Origin of the sequence: Bartonella callosciuri, from assembly GCF_014203215.1 — a bacterium.
In the GTDB taxonomy this organism is placed as follows: domain Bacteria; phylum Pseudomonadota; class Alphaproteobacteria; order Rhizobiales; family Rhizobiaceae; genus Bartonella; species Bartonella callosciuri.
In genome coordinates, this window is sequence record NZ_JACHIM010000001.1 from 282,128 (window position 1) to 305,927 (window position 23,800).

19 protein-coding genes and 1 other RNA gene are annotated in these 23,800 nt (G+C 41.1%); all 20 read right to left on the reverse strand.

The features are described 5' to 3' along the window. Nucleotides 1-121 precede the first annotated feature (121 nt). The 20 genes from recN to HNQ69_RS01330 all read right to left on the reverse strand — a co-directional run bounded on the left by recN (nt 122) and on the right by HNQ69_RS01330 (nt 23,712). Nucleotides 122-1,783: a DNA repair protein RecN gene (gene recN, locus HNQ69_RS01235; RefSeq protein ID WP_183228291.1), complete on the reverse strand. Its 1,662-nt coding sequence runs from the start codon at nt 1,781-1,783 to the stop codon at nt 122-124. A 6-nt stretch (nt 1,784-1,789) separates the two neighbouring features. Continuing rightward, nucleotides 1,790-2,683, reverse strand: coding sequence for an outer membrane protein assembly factor BamD (locus tag HNQ69_RS01240; RefSeq protein WP_183228292.1), 894 nt, complete (start codon nt 2,681-2,683; stop codon nt 1,790-1,792). Between the two features lie 173 nt (nt 2,684-2,856). Continuing rightward, on the reverse strand, nt 2,857-3,732 hold the full coding sequence (lpxC, locus tag HNQ69_RS01245) for a UDP-3-O-acyl-N-acetylglucosamine deacetylase (RefSeq protein ID WP_183228293.1): 876 nt from the start codon (nt 3,730-3,732) through the stop codon (nt 2,857-2,859). Nucleotides 3,733-3,940: 208 nt separating this feature from the next. Next, on the reverse strand, nt 3,941-5,710 hold the full coding sequence (ftsZ, locus tag HNQ69_RS01250) for a cell division protein FtsZ (protein ID WP_183228294.1): 1,770 nt from the start codon (nt 5,708-5,710) through the stop codon (nt 3,941-3,943). Between the two features lie 68 nt (nt 5,711-5,778). Beyond that, nucleotides 5,779-7,080: a cell division protein FtsA gene (gene ftsA, locus HNQ69_RS01255; protein ID WP_183228295.1), complete on the reverse strand. Its 1,302-nt coding sequence runs from the start codon at nt 7,078-7,080 to the stop codon at nt 5,779-5,781. Continuing rightward, nucleotides 7,077-7,988 (reverse strand): cell division protein FtsQ/DivIB, encoded by a 912-nt coding sequence (locus HNQ69_RS01260; RefSeq protein ID WP_183228413.1) that lies wholly within the window; start codon nt 7,986-7,988, stop codon nt 7,077-7,079. Before HNQ69_RS01260 ends, ftsA begins: the two co-directional genes overlap by 4 nt. Continuing rightward, nucleotides 7,976-8,896 (reverse strand): D-alanine--D-alanine ligase, encoded by a 921-nt coding sequence (locus tag HNQ69_RS01265; protein WP_183228296.1) that lies wholly within the window; start codon nt 8,894-8,896, stop codon nt 7,976-7,978. Before HNQ69_RS01265 ends, HNQ69_RS01260 begins: the two co-directional genes overlap by 13 nt. A 227-nt stretch (nt 8,897-9,123) precedes the next feature. Beyond that, nucleotides 9,124-10,104 (reverse strand): UDP-N-acetylmuramate dehydrogenase, encoded by a 981-nt coding sequence (gene murB, locus HNQ69_RS01270; RefSeq protein WP_183228297.1) that lies wholly within the window; start codon nt 10,102-10,104, stop codon nt 9,124-9,126. Beyond that, a complete protein-coding gene (gene murC, locus HNQ69_RS01275; protein ID WP_183228298.1) occupies nt 10,082-11,509 on the reverse strand; it encodes a UDP-N-acetylmuramate--L-alanine ligase in 1,428 nt (475 codons plus the stop codon). Before murC ends, murB begins: the two co-directional genes overlap by 23 nt. Continuing rightward, complete coding sequence (gene murG / locus HNQ69_RS01280) at nt 11,493-12,629, reverse strand: undecaprenyldiphospho-muramoylpentapeptide beta-N-acetylglucosaminyltransferase (protein ID WP_183228299.1); 1,137 nt, start codon at nt 12,627-12,629, stop codon at nt 11,493-11,495. The genes murC and murG overlap by 17 nt, the downstream gene beginning before the upstream one ends. After that, entirely contained in the window at nt 12,619-13,776 is a 1,158-nt protein-coding gene (locus tag HNQ69_RS01285) for an FtsW/RodA/SpoVE family cell cycle protein (RefSeq protein WP_183228300.1), read from the reverse strand. The genes murG and HNQ69_RS01285 overlap by 11 nt, the downstream gene beginning before the upstream one ends. A gap of 129 nt (nt 13,777-13,905) precedes the next feature. Next, nucleotides 13,906-15,306 carry a UDP-N-acetylmuramoyl-L-alanine--D-glutamate ligase gene (murD, locus tag HNQ69_RS01290; protein WP_183228301.1) on the reverse strand — a complete coding sequence of 467 codons (1,401 nt, stop codon included), beginning with the start codon at nt 15,304-15,306 and terminating at the stop codon, nt 13,906-13,908. A gap of 4 nt (nt 15,307-15,310) precedes the next feature. Beyond that, entirely contained in the window at nt 15,311-16,381 is a 1,071-nt protein-coding gene (mraY, locus tag HNQ69_RS01295) for a phospho-N-acetylmuramoyl-pentapeptide-transferase (protein ID WP_183228302.1), read from the reverse strand. Between the two features lie 22 nt (nt 16,382-16,403). Continuing rightward, complete coding sequence (locus HNQ69_RS01300; RefSeq protein ID WP_183228303.1) at nt 16,404-17,825, reverse strand: UDP-N-acetylmuramoylalanyl-D-glutamyl-2,6-diaminopimelate--D-alanyl-D-alanine ligase; 1,422 nt, start codon at nt 17,823-17,825, stop codon at nt 16,404-16,406. Continuing rightward, complete coding sequence (locus HNQ69_RS01305; RefSeq protein ID WP_183228304.1) at nt 17,822-19,273, reverse strand: UDP-N-acetylmuramoyl-L-alanyl-D-glutamate--2,6-diaminopimelate ligase; 1,452 nt, start codon at nt 19,271-19,273, stop codon at nt 17,822-17,824. The genes HNQ69_RS01300 and HNQ69_RS01305 overlap by 4 nt, the downstream gene beginning before the upstream one ends. A gap of 24 nt (nt 19,274-19,297) precedes the next feature. Next, nucleotides 19,298-21,040 carry a peptidoglycan D,D-transpeptidase FtsI family protein gene (locus HNQ69_RS01310; RefSeq protein WP_183228305.1) on the reverse strand — a complete coding sequence of 581 codons (1,743 nt, stop codon included), beginning with the start codon at nt 21,038-21,040 and terminating at the stop codon, nt 19,298-19,300. Continuing rightward, on the reverse strand, nt 21,040-21,444 hold the full coding sequence (gene ftsL / locus HNQ69_RS01315) for a cell division protein FtsL (protein WP_183228306.1): 405 nt from the start codon (nt 21,442-21,444) through the stop codon (nt 21,040-21,042). The genes HNQ69_RS01310 and ftsL overlap by 1 nt, the downstream gene beginning before the upstream one ends. Further along, nucleotides 21,441-22,439 carry a 16S rRNA (cytosine(1402)-N(4))-methyltransferase RsmH gene (gene rsmH, locus HNQ69_RS01320; protein ID WP_183228414.1) on the reverse strand — a complete coding sequence of 333 codons (999 nt, stop codon included), beginning with the start codon at nt 22,437-22,439 and terminating at the stop codon, nt 21,441-21,443. Before rsmH ends, ftsL begins: the two co-directional genes overlap by 4 nt. A gap of 274 nt (nt 22,440-22,713) precedes the next feature. Further along, nucleotides 22,714-23,104, reverse strand: an RNA gene (rnpB, locus tag HNQ69_RS01325) — RNase P RNA component class A. Between the two features lie 98 nt (nt 23,105-23,202). Further along, entirely contained in the window at nt 23,203-23,712 is a 510-nt protein-coding gene (locus HNQ69_RS01330) for a lytic transglycosylase domain-containing protein (RefSeq protein ID WP_183228307.1), read from the reverse strand. Nucleotides 23,713-23,800: the final 88 nt, after the last annotated feature.

Below are 23,800 nucleotides of genomic sequence, written 5' to 3' on the forward strand. Positions count from 1 at the left end.
TCCAAATTATGGGCTATGGCCATAAGAATTTTCCCTCTTTATCACGAATAGAATCCAAATGAACACATACTCGCCAATGAGATAATTGATAAGCGATAAAAATATCGCTTATCAATTATCTTTATGTGAGAAGCTTTTGAGCCGCTGCACGTGCCTCTTCAGTAATCTGTTCTCCTGCCAACATGCGCGCAATTTCTTCTGCACGCTCATGCTCTTCCATTTTATGAATAGCTGTAACAAAGCAGCCCTTATCATCACTTTCAACCTTTGAAATAAGAAAATGACTGTGCGCTTTCGATGCTACCTGCGGTGCATGTGTAATAGCAAACACTTGAACATTTTTCGATAACCGCTGCAACCGTTGCCCAATGGCAGCAGCAACAGCTCCACCAACCCCCGTATCAATTTCATCAAAAATCAGCGTGGGAGCCGATCCACGATCAGATAAAACAACCTTTAATGCCAATAAAAAGCGAGATAATTCACCGCCAGAAGCAACACTGAGCATTGGCCCTGCTCGTGTTCCAGGGTTTGTTCGAACCCAATACTCAATACGATCTATCCCCTCTGCAGTACGTTTTTCAACATCACTTTGCATCTCAACAATAAATTCTGCCTTTTCCAATTTCAATGCTGGTAACTCAACCATAACGCTTTCAGACAAATGCTTTGCTGTTTCTCGACGCTTTATTGACAACGCTTGCGCTAATGTATCATAATTTTCCTGAGCTTGCGCTGCCTCATTTTCGAAACGCGTTAATGTCACCTGAGCTTCTTCGAACTCAGCAAGTTCAGCATCCATTTTATCACACAACTGAACCAGCTCATCAGCAGAAACCTGATATTTACGCGCAAAACCTCGAAGAGCAAACAGGCGCTCTTCTATCCGTTCCAATTCACCAGGTTCAAAATCCAATGCTCGCATTGCCGCCTCGACCCCTTCTTGTGCTGTTCCAAGTGCATGCAATGCATCATCAATAGATTTCACAACAGGTGCAATAAGCTCTTGTGCCTCAGGGATTTTTCGCTCCAAACGTCTTACCAAATTAGAAAGAACTGGAATTGGCGATTTTTGACCACTGAAAAGGTCATCAACTTCTTTAATATCCGTTGCTACTTTTTCTAATTTAAGCATATCTGCACGACGAAGAGAAAGAGCATTCTCTTCACCCACTTGAAAATCAAGCTTTTCAAGTTCTTTCACACACGCACGAAGATAATCAGCCTCACGCACAGCAGCCTCAACTTTAATACGCTGTTGTTTCAAACGCTCTTCACATTCATGCCATATCCGATAACACCGACGTAAATCTTCCACGTCATCTTCAAGTCCACCAAAAGCATCTAATAACTGGCGATGCGTGGAAACATCAACAAGCGCACGATCATCATGCTGTCCATGGATTTCAACCAACTGACGTCCAACATTACGCATCAATGCAACGCTAGCCACCTGATCATTAATAAAAACACGGCTACGACCATCGCTCGATTGCACACGCCGTAAAATGATATCGCCTTCATCATCAAAACCATTCTCACGGATAAAGTGGCGCGCGGAATGAGAAAGAGGCACATCAAAGACAGCCGTCACCTGCCCTTGGGCAGCACCATGGCGCACAAGCGAAGCATCACCACGCCCACCAAGGGCCAGTGATAAAGCATCAAGTAAAATAGACTTCCCAGCACCAGTTTCACCAGTTAAAACCGATAGCCCCGCTGTAAAATGAATATCGAGCTTTTCGATCAAAACAATATTATGAATCGAAAGCTGTACCAGCATAGAGAATCAACGCGCCTTATTCTTATCACCACTTAAAGCATGTGAGATCCAAGAAGATTTATGCTCCTGTGGTGATATGCTATTCTTTTGCAATAAATTATAAGAAAGTTTATACCACTCACTTTTTGGATAATTACGTCCTAAAATAGCTGCTGCTGTCTGGGCTTCCGCAGTCAAGCCAAGAGCAAGATTAACCTCTGTCAAGCGGAACAGTGCCTCTTCAATTTGATTGGTATCAGAATACTCTTCAACCACTGTACGAAACCTTCTGCTCGCAGCAAGATAACGCCGCCCCTCTTCATAATAACGACCAACTTGCATTTCTTTACCAGCCAACTGCTCTCGCCCAAAACGTATTTTATCTTTAGCATCCTTGACATACTTAGAATTCGGATAACTCTCCACAAGAAGCTGCATAGCAGCAATAGCACGTTTTGTATCGCGTTGATCTCGTGTAACATCAGGAATCTGATGGAAAGAAGAAAGACCAATAATATAATAAGCATAAGCGACATCCTGCGCTCCTGGATAAAGATTAATATAGCGCTGCGCCATACTAATCGAATCATCATACTTACCAAGTCGATAATTTGTAAAAGCACCCATTACTAAAGATTTACGCCCCCAATCGGTATAAGCATAGTGCTTTTCAATGGTAAGAAACTTTTTAGATGCATCCGCAAGCCGCCCACTCTTAAAGCTAGCAAGCGCTTGATTATATAAAACATCTGGTGGATCCATTTTTAAAACATATGCAGATGGATCAAGAGTATTTTTCTCTTTAAATAAACAACCCGTTAACATGCAGGTACTCCCTAAAAGTACCACACCCAATATTTTGCGTACAACGTTAGATTTTCTATATGCCATATTTGCAATACATAGATAAGATTTTGTCATAGTTTTTCCGGCCTCCAGAGAACATCACCTTGTAGCAAAAATTATTTATTTAAAATTTTTTATATCATATCACTTTAAAATCCACTAACCGATTTAGCCGTTTAAAATCAATCATCCCCTTAAAAATCAAACAGGCTATACTCAAACTTTTTCAATTTTTCCTTCAACCTTACCTATAAATAACTTTTTTCGTAACACGATTCATCTGCCAAAACAGCTTTCACCAATTGCGAATTAATTTTATGCCCACTACAATAGGAACGAAATAATCCAATAAAAGGCGCCCCGAGCAAAGCAGTATCACCAATAGCATCAAGCATTTTATGCCGAACACATTCATTCTCCCAATAAGGACCATCTGGATTCATAATTTTGTCATTAAATCCTATAATAAGAGAATTTTCTAAAGAAGCGCCTAATCCTTTTCCAGAAATCCATAATTTTTCCACGTCTTTGACAAAACCAAAGGTGCGCGCACGTGACAAATCATCTCTAAACCCTTGTCTAGTAAGATCAAAACTTAATTGTTGTTTACCAATAGCAGAAGAAGGAAAAGAAATCGTTATATCAAAACGACGCCCTTCAAACGGTAAGAATTCAGCCACGCCACGAACACCCTCAATCCGCAATGGTTTTTTTATAATGAAATAGGAACGTAATGCATTCTGCTGTACGATACCCACTTCTTCAAAAGCTTGACAATATTGCCACGCAGAACCATCCAAAATGGGTATCTCATGACTTGACACTTCAATAAGAAGATTATCCAAATTATAAGCTGCGATAGCAGCCATCAAATGTTCAATCGTTTCAATTCTGAACTCTCCCTGCCCAAGCACTGTCGATAATTCAGTCGCTCCTGTTTGCGATGCATGCGCTTGAAATATTTTCTCTACTCCATCTAATCCACAACGCTTAAAAACAATACCACACCCAACCTCAGCTGGACAAACCTTCATTACAGACAAACACCCGCTGTGGACACCATACCCTCTAAATACCACGGCTTTTTTAAGAGTAGATTGATATTTTTGCACCAACTTCATCATACCACTTCATTGATTTTTTACATCTCTTAAAAAGATTTATAAAGCTATAAAATTTATTTGCATAGCAAATAATAAACCCGCTTATTACTAAGCGGGTTTATAAAAAACAGAAGTATTTTTCTAAAAGCACAATATATTTTACTCAAAAAAACTTTTATACATCATAGAAGAAATGCAAAAGCTTTCTCTTTTCTCCACTTTTTGCCAATTAATTTGCCTGACGACGCAAAAACGCTGGTATTTCCAACTGATCTTCTTCACTTATAAAAGTATGCTGATCTTGCGGTACATGAGGGTGTAACTCACCAGAACGACGTGGAACATAAATAGTAGCATCTTGAGGAAGCGCTTGAGAGTTTTTATGATAACCATGAGCATCCTGCTGCTGAGAAGATTTCGCAGCAGGCTCTAGCCGCGCTTCTGGCTCAACTTCCTCACGATGTGTCAAGCTCTGTTTCAACCGCTGCCAAAGATTGCGAGGCCCCTGGTCTGTAGTAGATAACCTCTCACGTTGACCCTGAGCGACAGAAGAAAAATCCTTTAACTCAGGCATACGCATAGGTGAACGCGCTTGCATCTGTTGTGCTTGCCTTTGCTGTACCTGCTTCTCTTTCTGTTTCACAACGCCTGCCATCTCATCAAGAACATGCGCCGTCGCCTCCATACTCACTGGTGCAGTGATAGGCTGATGGGAACCACGGCTAACCTGCATACGTGGTACATTTGACACCTGCCCATGCAGAGTGTTTGTCCCATAAGAAGCAGCATTCGGACTGCGTGCAGCCACTGCATCTACAGGCTGTGCAAAAATTTGACTTTTAGGACGGAACTGTTCTCCAGCCGGTTTGCCCTTTTCTATTTCAAGTGCTTCTATCACTTCTACCATTGACTCAGAACGTAAGGGAGATGACTGAACATGAAAAGAACTCTGCGACATTGCAGGATCATTCTTACGAATTGAAGCTGCAGGCTTCTGAAATTGAGGATGAGAGGACTGAACCACATCACTCATCTCACGATCAATACCCGTTGCAACCACGGATACACGAATAACACCCTCTAACGACTCATCATCAATGGCACCAAAGATAACATTCGCATCTGCATCCACTTCTTCACGAATACGATTAGCAGCCTCATCGACTTCAAATAAAGTCATATCACGGCCACCAGTAATGGAAATAAGTAAGCCACGAGCACCACGCATAGAAGTATCATCCAACAATGGATTGGCAATAGCAGCTTCAGCAGCATTCAAAGCACGCCCTTCACCAGACGCCTCACCTGTTCCCATCATCGCTCGGCCCATTTCATGCATAACAGAACGAACATCAGCAAAATCAAGGTTAATAAGCCCCTCTTTAATCATTAAGTCCGTAATAGAAGCAACACCAGAATAAAGCACTTGGTCAGCCATCGCAAAAGCATCAGCAAATGTCGTCTTGTCATCCGCAATACGAAACAGATTCTGATTGGGAATAACAATCAATGTATCAACAGACTTTTGTAATTCTTCAATACCAGCTTCTGCCGTTTTCATACGGCGTGCACCTTCAAACTGGAATGGCTTTGTTACAACACCAACGGTCAAAATACCTTTTTCACGTGCAGCGCGAGCAACAACGGGCGCTGCCCCCGTTCCGGTACCTCCCCCCATACCAGCAGTAATGAAAACCATATGAGAATCTGCCAAATGGTCGATAATTTCATCAATACACTCCTCTGCAGCCGCTTGTCCAACTTCCGGTAAAGCACCAGCACCTAAACCTTCTGTAACCGCTGCACCAAGCTGGATGACACGTTCAGCCTTTGACATAGCCAAAGCCTGTGCATCCGTATTTGCAACAACAAAATCAACTCCTTGAAGACCAGCATTAATCATATTATTCACGGCATTCCCACCACCACCGCCAACACCAAAAACGGTAATGCGTGGCTTCAATTCCGCGATATCTGGCCGATGCAGATTAATCGTCATTTCCTTTTCCTTTTCATAAGACATCGCAAGCCCAAGCGATGAAATTTAACTTACCTTTATAGACTTACTTAAAAACTCTCACGCAACCACTGACCAACACGCTGAAAATACCCACGCGTGCCCACCGATAAATAATTCACTGCAACCTTCATTGTTTTCTCTTCAAAATCCACAAATTGTGGATAAATTAACAATCCAACAGCAGATGTAAACGCCGCCCCTTTTGCAAGAGAAGGAAGCCTCGAAATACCCAAAGGCCTCCCTATACGAACATTTCTTCCCAATATAGTACGTGCCATCTCTGGCAATCCTGTTAATTGACTTGCTCCCCCAGTTAAAATAACACGCTTACCAATAATGTGACCAAAACCAGAACGATTTAAACAGTCACGTACCATCTCTAAGATTTCTTCAACACGTGCACGAATGATACGACCAAGAACAGCACGAGGATATTGAGTTTCACGATGTTCGTTGCCAATCTCCGTCACATTAATCATATTTCGCTCATCAGCACTTGTCAGAAGTGCTGAACCATAGACAACCTTTAGACGCTCTGCCTCTGTAACAGACATAGAGAATCCACGCGCCACATCAAGAGTCACATGATGTCCACCAACCGCAAGTGCATCCGCATGGACAAACTTCCCCTCAAAAAACACTGAAAATGTTGTTGTTCCACCACCAAAATCAATACACGCTGCTCCTAAATGTGCCTCATCATTCATCAAAACAGCAAGACCACTTGCGAAAGGGGTTGCAACCATTGCTTCAACACTCAAATGTGCACGATTAATGCAAGTTTCTAAATTACGTAAAGCCGCAGTTTCCGCTGTTACCACATGCACATCCACCCCAAACAATTCCCCAGCCATTCCAATAGGGTCAGAAATTCCTTTATCGCCGTCCAATATGTAAGAGATCGGAACTGAGTGCATAACATGACGCTCAGCATCAAAAGCTTTGCGCGAAACATCTGAAAATGCTACACGCACATCACGCCGAGTGACTTCACGACCATTCAAACGTACCGTGCCATTGATAAGAGCACTTTGTAATCGGCTTGAGGAAAAATTCACAATCACCGAATCGACTACCAAACCAGCCATTTTTTCTGCTGCATCAACAGCTAACCGTATTGATTGCTCTGCTGCTAACATATCCATCACAACACCGGACTTGATACCGCGTGAACGCTGCACTCCAAAGCCTAGAATCTCCATAGAATGCGTACGGCCATGTAAATAGTGTGCATGCTTCAAAGGACGTAAACAAGCAATAAGACAGACAATCTTACTTGATCCAACATCAAGAACCGTCAAAAAACGTGTTTTGCGCCCCCCCCAATGATGTGAACCTAACAACATCATAAGTTTCCTGCCTTTCGCGCTTTTAAAACGCGTTCTTCTTCCACCACAAAAGCACGACGGCGTTCCAAAGCCTCATCAGACAAGGAAACTGTAATACGATCAGAAAGCCGTAAATCGACACACAAAACATCGCGAGAAAAAAGATCTTGCGCTATCCCTGACTTAACAAGAAAAGAAAGCCTTTCAAGTGCATCATTTTCAGGCAACATAACGCGTATCCCATTATCCAAGACAAGATCCCAACGCCGGTCACCTACACGCACATAAGCACGAACACGACTATACAACTGCGGATACGCCGAAAGAGCTTGAATAAACATTTTAGCAGTATTTTGCGCACCCTGACCAACCACAAGAGGTAAATCCCGAACCATCCTTCCTTGAAAGGGCACAATGACGCGCCCTGTATTATCAATAATATCCATCATGCCATCATGCTGCCAAACTGCATAGGGTTCACGCTCAACAACTGAAATAAGCACTCTGTTGGGATAAATTTTCTGAACATTCGCCGATTGCACCCAAGCCTGCTTCTCTAAAAGAAAACGCGCTCTATCAACATTAAAAGTGAATATGGACGCAGCGGTATCGAGTCCTAGAATCTTCAAAACTTCCTGTTTTACTAGGCGCTTATTACCACTTATATCGACATCGGTGACCACAAACCCAATATCCGATGCTGCTGTTTTCATAAGCATTTCCATATGACCACTTGATGAAAGTCCATAAAGCACCGTAACAAAGAAAAACAACAAAACTGCAAAAGAACCAAAATGGCGAGGAACATGAACACTGGTCAATACAAGCTCAAACACAAACCAAAGAAAGCGACGATAAAGTCGTGGCAAAGCTGGCACTAACGGCACCTTCATTGGAACACTTGTTTTATTAACATTCAACGCATACACGACGCGTCCTCCACCATCCACTGAACAATATCGCCGTAAGTACGACCACTTGCTTTTGCAATATCAGGAACAAGAGAAGTAGATGTCATACCGGGCTGCGTATTAATTTCAAGCCAGACCAATTCTCCTGTTTTTTCATCAAAACGAAAATCAGAACGGCTAACACCTCGACAACCTATCGCCTGATGTGCTGCTAAAGACATTCTTTGCACCTTTTGGTAAATATTTGATGAAAGTTGTGCAGGACAAATATGAAGAGAGCCACCAGTTTTATATTTTGAGTCATAATTATAGAATTGAAAGTGTTGATCAGGAAGAATTTCACAAACATCGAGCACCTCATTTCCCAAAATAGCACAAGTAAGTTCACGCCCAGGAATATATTTTTCAACGAGCACCTCATCTGCATAACCCCACTCAGTCCCTACGATATTACGCGGCGGTGCCGATTCATTTTCTTTTACAATCACGACACCAAAACTCGACCCTTCGCATACAGGCTTAATCACATAAGGAGGTTCCATAAGATGCTCCCGCCCAACAGCAAAACGGCTTATAACAAAAGAAGGCGCAACAGAAACCCCAACGCTTGCAACAATAATTTTTGCACGCCCTTTATCCATCGCCAATGCTGATGCCATCACTCCAGAATGCGTATAGGGAATTTTCAAATATTCAAGAATACCCTGAATCCGACCATCTTCACCAAATGGCCCATGCAATGCATTGAAAACGATATCAGGCTGCAATTGTTCAAGAACAGAAGCAATATGACCATCAACATCCACGCGGCTCACACGATACCCTTGTGCTTCAAGAACATCAGCACAAGCAGTCCCTGAAGACAAACTTACAGACCGCTCAGAAGAAAACCCTCCCATTAATACAGCTATATGTTCATCTTTCATAACAACTTACCCTCTTGTGCATACTATATATAGACTACATAAAGATCACCAACACCATATACGGGAAATACTAAGATTTATCCTTGCGAATCAATAACCTAGCATTTTGTATAATGAATCAGACTCAAGCGTATGACGCAAGAGTTTCTTTGTTAATTTATTGATTTTTAATGGATTTTTTTATTATCTCTTTGAAATGACTCAATTTTTTATTCCCATTTTTTTTATTACATTGAATCAGGATTAAAAGAGAGGACAATGCGGTCTTGCTCAAATTGACCGATACGTTGTATTTCCCACTGTAACAGATGAGCTGAGTGAGAAAAAACACGAGCACGCACTGTTTCTCCCAAAGCTTCAAGATCATAACCTGTTGCTTGCCCTGTATTGATCATAAAATTACAGTGCATTTCACTCATTTTGGCTCCACCAATCCGCAAACCACGGCACCCTGCTTCATCAATAACACGCCATGCAGATGTATTTTCAGGATTTTTGAAAGTTGATCCACCTGTTTTTTCGCGAACAGGCTGTACTGTTTCTCGATGAAGCGCAACTTCATCCATAGCTGCACGAATATCCTCTTTATTTCCTGGTTGTCCTTCCAATAAAGCAGCAGTAAAAATAAGGTCTTCAGGAATATTACAATGGCGATAGGAATAGTGCATATTCTCAAGACTTAAAGTATGACGCCGTCCTTGACGATCAAATGCGTAGACCTCAACAACACGTGCAGCTGTCTCAAGACCATTAGCCCCTGCATTCATTTTAAGTGCCCCTCCAAGACTACCAGGAATACCATGATAAAAATGAAAGCCTGCAATCTCAGCTTCTAGCGCTGCTGCCGCTAAATGTTTATCCGCCGTGGCAGCACCAACCAAAAAGCGCCTTGGAGAAACTTGCTGTACTTGTCCAAAACCTTTGGACGAAAGACGAATAACAACTCCAGGAATTCCTCCATCACGCACCAAAAGATTAGAACCAATCCCCACAATTGTTACAGGTATAGATTCAGGAAGATTTTGAAGAAAAAAGGCTAAATCTGCCTCATCAGCAGGCTGATAAAAAAGTTCTGCTCTTCCACCTGTACGAAACCACGCCACCTTACGCATATCCATATTGGGCGCAAGTTTGCCTTTTACTCTGCTTAACGCCGGTTGTAATCGCGCTAACAGCGCCTCACCATCAATGAGCTGAAAATTTATCATTTCTATCAAGTACCGCCAAATAATGAGGCAACGCACAAGCCCACTGTGTGATATTGCCCGCACCAAGAAAAACAATATAATCCCCTGACTTAGCAAATGTAGAGACAATTGAAACCACATCTTCTAGACAATGAATCAGACGTACATCACGATGGCCAGCCATTTGAATATGTTCTACCAATTCTTTAGCACCAAAACCAGCAATGGGCTCTTCACCAGCTGCATAAACTGGTGCAATCAACACTGTATCTGCATCATTAAAACAAGTAGAAAAATCATCAAATAAATTATACAAACGTGAGTAACGATGTGGTTGTGCAATCGCAATCACGCGCCCTTTTGAACTTTCACGCGCTGCACATAAAACAGCTTTTATTTCAACAGGATGATGCCCATAATCATCGAATATTTCAATGCCATGCCAACTTCCTGTTTGCGTAAAACGCCGTTTTACTCCACCAAATGCTGCTAAGCCCTTTTTTATCGATTCACCTGAAATGCCAAGTTCATGAGCAACAGCAATTGCCGCGGTCGCATTAGAAATATTGTGCTGACCAGACATTGGTAAAAGTAAATTTTTTAACTCAGTCGTTTTCCCTGTCTTTCGGGAACGAATAAGAACATCAAAATGCGTTTTCTGACCATCCATCGAAAGATTAAGAAAACGCACATCTGCTTGGGGATTGGCACCATAAGTGATCACCCAACGATCATCAACACGACTCGCTAACGACTGAACCTCTGGATGATCAAGGCACAAAACAGTAAAACCATAAAAAGGAACATTTTCGACAAATTGCCGAAAAGCCTGACGCAGAGCAGTAAAACCTCCGTAATGATCCAAATGCTCAGCATCAATATTGGTAACAACGGCAATATCAGCAGGCAGCTTTAAAAATGTACCATCACTTTCATCAGCTTCAACCACCATCCAATCACCTTCGCCCATACGTGCATTTGTACCATAAGCATTAATAATACCGCCATTAATCACCACCGGGTCAAAATGACCAGCATCAAGAAGTGCTGCTATCATTGATGTGGTTGTTGTTTTACCATGCGTACCACCCACCGCAATTGCACGACGAAACCGCATAAGCTCCGCCAGCATTTCTGCACGTTTCACAAGCGGCAAATGCCTTTCTTTTGCAGCAATATACTCTGGATTTGTTTTTTTAATAGCAGTAGAAAAAACAACAACCTCTGCGTTCCCTAAATTTTCAGCATGATGACCTATATGAACGTTAATTCCTTTTCCCCGTAAACGTTCAATATTTGCACTTTCAACTTGATCTGATCCTTGAACTTTATAACCCAAGTTATGAAAAACTTCCGCAATTCCACTCATGCCAATCCCACCGATTCCAACAAAATGGATAACACCTATATTAAGCGGCATTTTCATCAAAAAACTCCTCTTTTATATCTGACAATGATCGCCCCGCAATCAATGCTTCAGCCATATCAGCAAGGTGACTGGTTGCATGAGGTTGGCCAACCTTTTTTGCAGCAAGCGCTTGTTTTTCCAATAAATGTGGTGCACAACAAGCTTCTGTTAAAAGAGAAACAAGTTTTTGTGGGTTCAAATCTTTTTCTGATACAATTTGAGCACCTCCCACAGCAGAAAGAAGTGTCGCATTTTCTGCCTGATCGTGATCGAGAGCATAAGGATAGGGGATGAGCAAAGCAGGCCGACCAATCACAGCTATTTCACAAACGGATGAGGCACCAGCGCGTGATAAAATAAAATGAGACCGCGCCATACGTTCAGCCATATCATCAAAAAAAGAGGCAACTTCTGCTTGTACACCCATCTTGTGATAGGTTTTGATCAACTCTCCAGCTTCACCCCGAACTTGCTGAACAATTCGTAGACGTTTACGTACCTTATTATCCAGCAAGGCAACTGCTGCGGGAACAATTCGTGAAAAAAAAGAAGCCCCTTGGCTACCACCAAAAACCAACAAATGAAATGGCTCTTCATCTGCAGAAGGATGATAAGGAGTTTCTGCCGCTTTGAGAACAGCTTCACGCACAGGATTTCCAGTCAAAAATGTTTTATGAGCATAAGTATTATTTTGCGACAACAAACCACCTGCGATTGCATCCACAAAAGCTGCCAAAGCCCGATTGGCACGCCCCATAACGGCATTTTGCTCATGGATAAATGTTACACGCCGCGTTAAGACAGCGACAAAAAGAGGAGGAAAGGTAGGATACCCGCCAAATCCACCAACAAGAACAGGACGCAATTTATAAAAAAGCGCTAACGATTGCCCCATGCCCTTTAACAAAGACCAAAATGTTTTTACAAATGCGAAAGGGTGGCGTCGTGTAAATGTTGCTGATGCAATGATATGTGTGTGCTCTTCATCAAAGCAGCGTACATAACATTGAGCCCTCTTATCCGTTGCCAAATGGACATCATATCCACGTTTTCTTAATTCAATAGCAAGTGCTTCGGCAGGAAAAAGATGTCCGCCTGTACCACCTGCCACCAAAACAATAACTTTTTTATGAGTCATAAGTCGTATCCAAGACAGAGGGAGAAGAAAAAGCTGAAAGGCGCGCTTCTGGCCAGCGACGGGTCAAACTCAGTAAAATCCCCATTGAAAGTGCAATCGCCATCATAGATGAACCACCATAAGAAATAAACGGCAATGTCATACCCTTTGGAGGAATCAAATGAAGATTAACGGCCATATTAATCGCTGATTGAAAGCCAATCATCATCGCTATACCACTAATACCAAGACGTATAAATGAATCACGCGTATTCAATGCTATAGACAATGAGCGCATAACGATAAAACCAAAAAGCATCATAATTAAAAGACAAAGGGTGATACCATATTCTTCAGCAGCAACAGAAAACACAAAATCTGTGTGGCTATCAGGAATGATACGTTTTACTGTTCCCTCTCCCGGACCTTTCCCAAACCAACCACCATTCAAAATAGCTTCACGCCCTACATCTACTTGAAAAGTATCGCCTTCACCTGTCAAAAAACCATTAATACGTTCACGTACATGATGAAGAAAAAAATAGGCAAAGACAATTCCTACAACGCCTAAAATGATAAAGAGAAAAATAACAGTAAGAGGTACACCAGCAATAAAAAACAGACCGCCCCATGTTGCACTTATTAAAAGTGTTTGACCAATATCAGGCTGGAGAACGAGAAGCACACAACAAAAAGCATAAAGCACAGTAGCAAGTATATAGCCAGGAATACCCCTACGCTGTATCTGTTCCGAAAAAAGCCAAGCAGACATTACTACAAAAGCTGGCTTCATAAACTCTGAAGCTTGAACAGAAAGACCAAATAGAGGGATCCACCGCCGCGCTCCCTTTAATTCTAGACCAAAAAATAAGGTTGCAACCATAAGAACGAGGGTTACAAGTAACAAAAGAGCACATAAACGGCGAATATTACGAAGTGAGAAAAAAGAAATAGTAACCATCGTAAAAAACGCCGGAATACTAAAAATGATATGCCACCGAACAAAATAAAAACTATCAGAAATTCCGATCTTTTTTGCAATAGTAGGGCTCGCAGCAAAAGATAACATAATGCCAATCCCCATTAAGATCAAACAAGCAGCAAAGATAGAGCGATCAATTGTCCACCACCAATTAGCAACTGGATCTCTATCTGCACGTGTAACCATCATATCCACCTTATTTTTTCATAATTCTACTCAAAGTGATATGGTCCCCTGCTTTTTAGCAAAGACTTCAAAAATTGAATTACACAAAAAAAGATTCCGGAGTCTTAACAGAACAGCATTTTAAAAAATTTATGCTTCTTTTAACTGCATAACAAAAGAAATAAATGCTTCTCCACGCATTTCGTAATTCTTAAATTGATCATAACTTGCACAAGCCGGTGAAAAGAGAACAACAACCTCTTTCGCCTTGCAACACATTGCATCAGCAGCAGCTTCATGCACCGCATTTTCTAAAGTTAAACTCATTGAAAAAGGAAAAGAAGATCCAATAATATCAGCAAATTCTTCCGCAGCAGTCCCAATCAAGTAAGCTTTATGAATTTTATGAAAAAATCCTCTAAGAGCCTCAATCCCACCTTCTTTCGCCTGCCCTCCAACAATCCAAAAAATATCATGAAAAGCAGAAAGTGCAGGAGCTGACGCATCTGCATTAGTAGCTTTGCTATCATTGATAAACAAAACTGATCCCATTTTACGCACCTGCTGCATACGATGCGCTAATCCTTTATAACTTGCTAAATGCTTTTCTATATGCGGATCAGTAATTTTTAAAACTTGCAATGTTGCTAAAGCCATAAGAGCATTTTGCGCATTATGACTACCGCGCAATCCGGTCATAGACGCGAGATCTGCAAGCATATGGCGCCGCCCGTAGCAAACAGAAAAGAGCTTAGTCCCATCAGCATAAAAACCATTTTCAACAAAATTTTCCTTGGAAATTGCCTCAACGCGACAACCTTCATCAACTAATTGTTGATACAAAGCCTGACAGGCAGCATCATCGACTGAAATGAAAGCATGAGAAGCTGCAGCAACTAAATGTTTTTTGGCTTGCACATAATGAGCAAAACTGCCATGACGATCAATATGATCAGATGTCAAGTTCAATAAGACTCCAATTGTTGGCTGTAGAGAGGGTGTGAGATCAATTTGAAACGATGAACATTCAATCACATAAATACGGTTTTTAACAAATGGCTTAAGCGTCAATATTGCAGTTCCAATATTTCCTCCCATCTGCACATCATAGCCCATTTGTTCCAACAAATGAGCAATCAAAGCAGTCGTTGTCGACTTCCCATTTGTCCCCGTAATAGCAATGAACGGAACATCTTGATCACAAAAACCATGATGCTGTAAAAAATGATTACGTGCACGAATAAATAATTCAATATCACCAATAATTTCTATATCTTTTTGACGTGCTTTATCAACAACCCAATGCGGCTTAGGATAAATCAACGGAACGCCAGGCGCTAAAATCAATGCAACAAATTCAGACCAATTCTCATAACGAAGATCCCTCGTTGCAATATTCTCCCTTTCAGCTGCTTGCACACCTGAAATATTATCATCCCACGCAACCACTTCTGCACCGCCACGCATCAATGCTTGTGCCGCTGCTAATCCTGATCGCCCTAATCCAAACAGTGCAACTTTTTGGCCTTTATAGCATGCAACAGAAATCAAAATCTCACCGCAATTTAAGTGTTGAAAGACCGATCAAAGCAAGAACAATCGAAATTATCCAAAAACGTATCACGACTTGGCTCTCAGTCCATCCTTTTTTTTCAAAATGATGGTGTATCGGTGCCATAAGGAACACACGCTTTTTTGTTAATTTGAAATAACCAACCTGAATAACAACCGAAAACCCTTCGAGAACAAAAAGCCCACCAATAAGAGCCAAAACAATTTCATGCTTGGTTGCTACCGCAACAATACCTAAGAGTCCTCCAAGTGCTAACGAACCAGTATCCCCCATAAAAATAGCCGCCGGTGGTGCATTAAACCATAAAAAACCAAGTCCCGCACCAACAACGGCTCCCAGTAAAACAGCTAGTTCACCCGTCCCCGATACATAATGGATTTGTAAATAATCAGCAAAGTTCATATTACCAGAAAGGTAAGCAATCAGAGCAAAAGACAAAGCTGCGACCATCACAGGAACGATAGCAAGCCCATCAAGACCATCAGTTAAATTAACCGCATTGCCCGTTGCGACAATAACAAAAGCAGAAAAAGGAACAAAAAACCAGCTCAAATTGATCAAATATTCTTTCACAAAGGGTAGAGCTAATCCAGGAGAGCCCACTTGTAAGATGATAAAAGCAGCAATTGCCGCAACAAAAAACTCCAAACTTAACCGTGCTTTACCAGAAAATCCTTTGTGCGTTTGCTTTGTGACCTTAAGATAATCATCATAAAAACCAATTGCCCCAAAAAAAAGCATAACAAAGAGCGATACCCAAAAATAAATATTCGATAAATTACACCATAAAAGCGCTGATATCACAGTGCCCGTTAAAATCATCAATCCGCCCATAGTAGGCGTTCCTGCCTTTTTAAAATGTGTCTGAGGACCATCAGCGCGAATTGGCTGTCCTTTTCCCTGCCGCAATTTAAGAGAGGCAATAATACTAGGGCCAAACAAAAACACAATAAGCCCCGATATGAGCATAGCTGCTATAGTGCGAAAAGTAATATAACGAAAAACATTCACTCCTGGAAGCCAGTCACTAAGCGAAGACAAAAACAGCATCATAGTATAAAAAACCTATTTAAAATTATAGAGAAACCATCTTATAACGATCAAGCAATGCGGTCACAATATCTGATGAATAAAGACTACGCGATGATTTAATCATAAGCAGATCTCCATTAGAAATTTCTGTAAAAATAAGTGGTAAAATTTTTTCAATATTTTCAGCATAATGAACCTTAACGTAAGCAGACAGATCAATGGCTAAAAACTTCATTGCCTCACCAAATAAAAAAACTGGATTAGCACCAGAAAGACAGATGGGCTTGACTAAATCACGATGGAGCTTTTCACTATAAGCTCCTAACTCCAGCATATCACCTAAAATAGCAATTCGCCTACCATTCTTCCCTACTGGCCCTGTAGCAAGCAGATCAAGAGCAGCACGCATAGACGCAGGATTAGCATTATAACTTTCATCAATTAAATGAAATTCGCCTCCACTTGGCAAAAACAACCGATAACGAACACCACGCCCCTTTTGAAGAGAAAAATGGCTCAAAGAAAGCAAAACACTCTCCAAATCAACGCCAAGGGCATCACAAGCAGCAAGAACACCTAAACTATTTTGTACAATATGTCGCCCGGGAGCACCAATTTTAATCTCCTTATCTTGCCCCAAAATACGTAACCTCATAGAGGAACAATCTGTTAAAAGACGTATTTCCTTCGCTTGATAATCAGAATTTTCAGTCTCACCAAAACTTAAGATCTTTTTCACACCACATTGCTTTGCTTTTTGGACTAAATAAGAAAAAAAATCATTATCTGCATTTAAAACGGCAGTACCTTCCTTATCTAGTCCTTCAAAAATTTCAGCTTTTGCATCTGCAATTTCTTCAAGACTTTTGAAGAATCCCATATGTGCCGCAGAAACATGCGTAATGAGTACAACATGCGGACGAACCAATTTGACTAGAGGGCGAATTTCATCCTTATGATTCATCCCAATTTCAAAGACACCATAATCACTCTGTGCAGGCATTCGCGCCAAAGTGAGCGGCACACCCCAGTGATTATTTAAAGAAGCAGAATTAGCATGAACCTTCCCAACAGTTGCAAGCACTTGTTTTAGAGCTTCTTTTGTTGTTGTCTTTCCAACAGAACCCGTTACCGCTATAATTTGAGCCTTTGAGCGCTTACGTGCAGCTTGTGCAAGTTTTTCTAAAGCTTGCAAAACATCAGGAACAACAATCAGTGGAGCAGATATTTTTTTCATTTCCGCCAAACTATTTTCTGCAACAATAAGGACGCCTGCACCTCGTGCATAAGCTTGTGCAGCAAAATCATGACCATCAAGATGATGCCCTTTAATACAAAAAAAAATATCACCCTCTATAAGAGTACGACTATCAATAGAAATCCCAGAAAAAGTTTCCGGTATACACCCGAGTGCAAAGCCATCAACTGCGGCAATAAGTGCTTGTTTATCCCATAAAGCCGTCATCTATTACGTTCCTGCAAAGCATCAATCGCTTTCAAACGATCTGAAAAAGGATATGTTTTTTGCCCTATAATTTGACCATTCTCGTGACCTTTTCCAGCAATGATTAATGTATCCCCTGCTTTTAAAAGCCCAACGGCATAAGTAATAGCTTCACCACGGTCCGCTATTTCTATGGCTCTTGGCGCTGCTTGTAAAATATCCTTGCGAATTTTTTCTGGTATTTCCGTACGCGGATTATCATCCGTTACAATAACAAGATCAGCCTTACTTTCCGCGATTTTTCCCATCAAAGGTCTTTTCCCCCGATCACGATCCCCTCCGCAACCAAAAACAAGAATTAAACGTCCTTGGGTAAAGGGGCGAACAGAAAGCAATACCTGCTCTAAAGCTTCTGGTTTATGCGCATAGTCTATATAAACAGGAGCATTATTTTCTGTCTTTCCAACCAACTCTAAACGACCTGGTGCTCCCTGCAAAGTTTCAAGTGAACGAAAAACTTTCTCAGGAGAAATACCTGTTACAATTGCTAATCCCGCCGCCATAAGCGCATTGCTCACCTGAAAATCTCCAGCTAAAGGCAAATCAAATGTATAAATATTGTTGTCCACACGACATTCAACACACTGTTTTGAACGTTGATGTTCAACACGATTAATGGTGATAAATTGCCCCTTACGCCCAATTGTCAAGACACGACGTCGTGCTTGTGCAACAATATCAATAACCTTTTGCGAATAAACATCATCTGCAAAAATAAGGGCAGGAGCATCTCGAGGCAAAAGCGTATCAAGGAGTCTCATTTTAGCACGCAAATAATCCTCTACGCCCGTGTGATAATCCATATGATCACGCCCTAAATTGGTAAAGGCAGCAGCTGTTAAACGTACACCGTCAAGCCGGCTTTGATCAAGGCCATGCGAAGATGCTTCAAGGGCTAAATGTGTGACACCTTCATTGGCAATTTCAAAAAGAAGACGCTGTAAAATTACCGGATCCGGTGTTGTAAGAGAACAAGAATCATTCTGATTAGGAGAAACAACGCCTACCGTTCCTATACTGGCAGCACACAATCCTACATGAGTCCAAATCTGCCGAATAAAAGAAACAACCGATGTTTTGCCACTTGTCCCTGTCACAGCAACGACAGTTTCGGGTTGAGAACCATAGAAACGTGCAGCTGCAACCGCTAAACTATGACGAACATCACGAACACGTAAAACGGGAATAGATAAATTCTCAAGAACAGCATTACAATCTGTAACGATTACACATGCACCATGCTTTAGTGCATCATTGATATAGTATCTACCATCACCTTGATTTCCTTGAACAGCTACAAAAACATAGCCCGGCAAAACTTGCCGAGAATCTGCACTTATTCCTGTTATTTCCATTGAAGAAAGATTTTCATCTTCAACACACTCTGGAAAAACTGTTCCCAACAACATGATAACACACCTTTATAATTAATTTTACCGTTGTTTAACGAAATTCGAACTGTTCTTTGTGCTCAAAAGAGGCGCGTACTCTTTTTCAAAGTCTGGTTTTATTCCCAAAAAACTTGCTGAACGACGAATAATATTAGCAAGCACCGGACCTGCATTCATTGCTGCTGTTGCTGAACGTTGTCCATCTTCAGGTTGAGGTTCATCCACAATTGTTAAAACAACATAAGAAGGATTCTCAATAGGAAAAGCAGCAAGAAAGCTATTAAAATTTTTTATTTTAGAATATTTTCCATTTTCCACTTTTTCGGCTGTTCCTGTCTTACCACCAACACGATAACCTTCGACTTTTGCATTACGCCCAGAGCCAATATCGCTGTTTAACTTATAAAGATAACGCATATTTTCACTTGTCTTGTCTTGTAAGACTTTTTTTGCATATCTTAAAGCTTGTTCTTTTGTCCGTTTTAAAAACGTGGGTTCAATCAACCAACCACCATTCATTAAAGCAGCAGCACCGACTGCTGTTTGCAAAGGTGTTGTTGCCATACCATGTCCAAAAGAAATTGTCATAGAATGTATATTCTTCCAGGGGTGTGGCACAACAGGATGCGCAACTTCAGGCAATTCTGTTGTCATTCGATCAAGTAAACCAAGTCGTTTCAAAAAATCACGATGTCCTTCAATCCCCACGGCCAATGCTTCCTTAGCAGAACCAATGTTGGAAGAATAAATAAAAACCTCCCAAAGTGCTAAAGGACGATTTCTTCCGTGAAAATCATGAATAAAATAATTATGGCTTGCTTGAACAGGCTTTGAAGCATCAATGACACTATTTAAATGAAAAAGGTCTGAATCAAGTGCCATTGCAGTTGTAAAACTTTTAATAATAGACCCCATTTCAAAAGTTCCAGCGGTCATCCGATTGAAGCGATCACTTTTTAGAGCTTCAACAGGATTTCTAGGATCAAAATCGGGTATAGATGCCAAAGCCAAAACTTCACCCGTGTGAATATTTAAAATAACAGCCCCTGCAGCAACCGCCTTATAACGCTTCATTGCCTTCGTAAGTTCATCATGAACAATTGTTTGAATACGCACATCAATCGAAAGCTGAACTGGCTTTAATGATTCTTCAGTTGCAAGACCAGCAGCACGTAGAGCACTCAAACCGATATCATCAATATATTTTTCCATACCTGCTATGCCCTGATTATCAACATTAACCATACCGAGAATATGCGAAACCACAGAGCCACTCGGATAAAAACGGCGAATTTCAGTACGAAAACCAATCCCTGGAATACCAAGAGCCATAATTTGTGCCTTCTGCATTGGCGTTAACCCACGCTGAATCCAAGAAAAACTAGACTTTCTTTTGAGACGGTTATAAGTTTCCTGCCAATTGAGATCAGGCAAAACAGTTGAGAGCAATTCAATAGTTTCATCCACATCAATGATACGTCGTGGTTCAGAAAAAAGTGAATAAGTTTTAATATCCGTTGCCAATAAACGACCATTACGATCAAGAATATCAGGTCGCGCAGTCAATTGAAGAACTCCCGGCCCTTTTGCCTCTTCAATCTGTCCACCTTCAAGCCCATAAGAAATAAGACAAGCTCCTATAACACCATATACAATAAGAAAACAGAGCAACGAAAAAAGGAGCCGTGGACGACCAGAGTACGAACGACGAATAGGAGAGTTATGAACATCCAATGTTTTTTTTAAGCGCTTTTTCTTTTGCGAAAATAAAAAGTATAATTTCATTACCGCATACCTTTTCGAACAGCGCCATTCCCCTGGAAAGTACGATTATTTGCCAAAATATCCTTACCCTCCTCCAAGATATTTTGTTTAATCACCTCTTCAATATCATCATGTACAGTTACCGGGATATCCTCAAACTCTACAATTTGGCGAGGCTGTATGATCTCTAAACCAAGCTCTTTTTGATAACGTTTCGCAAGCTTTTGCATGCGTGAAGGCTCTATCATTACAGCCCATTCAGCGTGAAGTAAACTTACCGTATTTTTTGCTGCAGCAATTTCATGTTCAAGATGGCGAACTTCACTCATCTGTTTTTGAACATCGTATTTTACCTTATAAGTAAGACCTGCCATACAAATCATAATCATCACTAAAATCATATCAAATGTACGAAAAACTGTCATTTCCTGCCGCCTTCAAAACTGGCAATCTCTGCTAAACCAAATAATTTTATATCGGAATCCTGACTCTCTGCATTGGTGCGTATACCAATACGTAATCTAGCAGAACGTGAACGAGGATTTTTCTCGATTTCTTCTTGATTTGCGGTCCTTACACCTTTAAACAAAGGAGAAAATGTCGCTGGAGCCGTCTCTATTTCAGGAAGATAGCGTGATCTTATATGCTGTCCTGAACGCGTAGAAAAAAATCTTTTAACCATACGATCTTCAAGAGAATGAAAACTCACAACACCCAAACGACCTCCTGGTTTCAAAACGCGTTCAGCAGCAAATAAGCCACGGGCAAGTTCACCAATTTCATCGTTCACATAAATGCGAAGTGCTTGAAATACACGTGTTGCAGGATGAATACGATCTCCGCTTTTACGCCCCACTAACGCCTCAATGGCATGGGCAAGATCACCTGTACGCAAAAAAGGCTGAACGCAGCGGCGTTTTTCAATCATTCGTGCAATTCGACCCGCACAGCGTTCTTCTCCTAATATTTTAAAGATTCTGGCCAACTCATTCACCTTTAAACGATTTACAACATCACTAGCAGTAAAACCGGTCTGAGCCATTCGCATATCTAATGGACCATCTTTTTGAAAAGAAAATCCCCTCTCAGCTTCATCAAGCTGTATGGAAGAGACACCAATATCCAAAATAACGGCATCTACCTTTTCTTCAACTACGTGATCCAACTTTGAAAATTCCATTTGCACCAAACGAAGTCGTGGAAAAAACTCATCAACAAGCGATTGTCCATCGCGAATAGCATGAGGATCACGATCAAGGGCAATAACCTCTGCTCCTGCATTCAACAGAGCACGTGTATAACCACCAGCACCGAAAGTGCCATCAACCACTCTTGCCCCAACCAATGGTGCCAATCCAGCCAAAACTGGCTGCAACAACACTGGAATATGGCGTTCAGCTCTTTTACCCTGCTTTGTCAAAATAATCCGTCTTGATTTATGCTTTTTCAAACCAATAACCATTAATATTAATGGAAACTGATGTCAGAATAACAAAAACTTTAACTCTCACATCTCACAATGAAAGAAAACAAAGCTAAAGTTAATCCAATACACATTCTAACTTAACTCATTATATTTAAAGAAATGTTATAATTTTTAAAAACACTCTTTGTTTAAGCATATGCTTTAAAAACACAGACCATAAAAAGCCCGTTTACAACATCAATGACGGTAAAATAGAATTCGATCATGAAATATCAGTCGACCTATAAGCCGGGTTCTGTATAGTAAAGTTTCACTCTACATGGCAACCATTCATCTGGGACGGATGTTACCATCCGCCTCATGCAACCTACCCAAATGACTCGCCCGGAAACCGGCTGCAAGTTAAGGCTTGCGCGTCATTTCTATTCGGTCTTGCTCCCGGTGGGGTTTACCTTGCCACACTCATTACTGAATGTGCGGTGGGCTCTTACTCCACCCTTTCACCCTTACCTATAAAAATAGGCGGTTTGCTTTCTGTGGCACTTTCCCTAGGGTCGCCCCTGCCGGGTGTTACCCGGCACCGTTTTTCCATGGAGCCCGGACTTTCCTCACCTGCCCGCCTTTAGGCATTGGACAAGCGCGGCTGCCCAGTCGACTGACATATCATTTATAAAGCATTTTTCATTAAGTGAAAATAGCCGTCTCAAGATATTTTACAAATCTGATCAAGAAAACGTACCGTTTTCAAAGTCCATTTTCATTTTAATGAAGCCAAATAAGTTTTGACTTTTGAGCAATATTTTTCTGAAATGGAATTCATTTTTTTTGCAGCATGACCTGCATTATATTTAAGGATTGTGCCACACGTATTGCCACCACTGAGTTTATATGCCCGTGCCAAATAACGCATACCATATTCAAGATTGGTCGCAGGATCATAAAGATCTTGTACAGAACCTTTAAAACCCAGGCCTCGCGCCGTAGATGGTTTAATTTGCATCAAGCCTATTTCACCGGCAGCTCCCTTTGTACGTGCCTTATAATTACTTTCAACTCTTACAACAGCATGTACTAAATTAACGGGAACCTTGTATTTATTTGCAACTTTCTGAATAAGAGACTCATAAGGACGAGCAGGAATTTTAGCAGCAACAGTCACAGAGCTTTCATTTGAATCTACAACATTTAAAACGGCATGAGACCGACTTATATCAAACATAAAAAATACAGCAAATGCTGTATTTAAAAGGATTTTCAAAAATCGCATTTTCTTTCTCTTCATTAAAACATTCTTCTTAAAATCCTAGCCACCACGGCGTTTCGGATGTATTCTATAAAAAAGAAAGCTAAAAAAG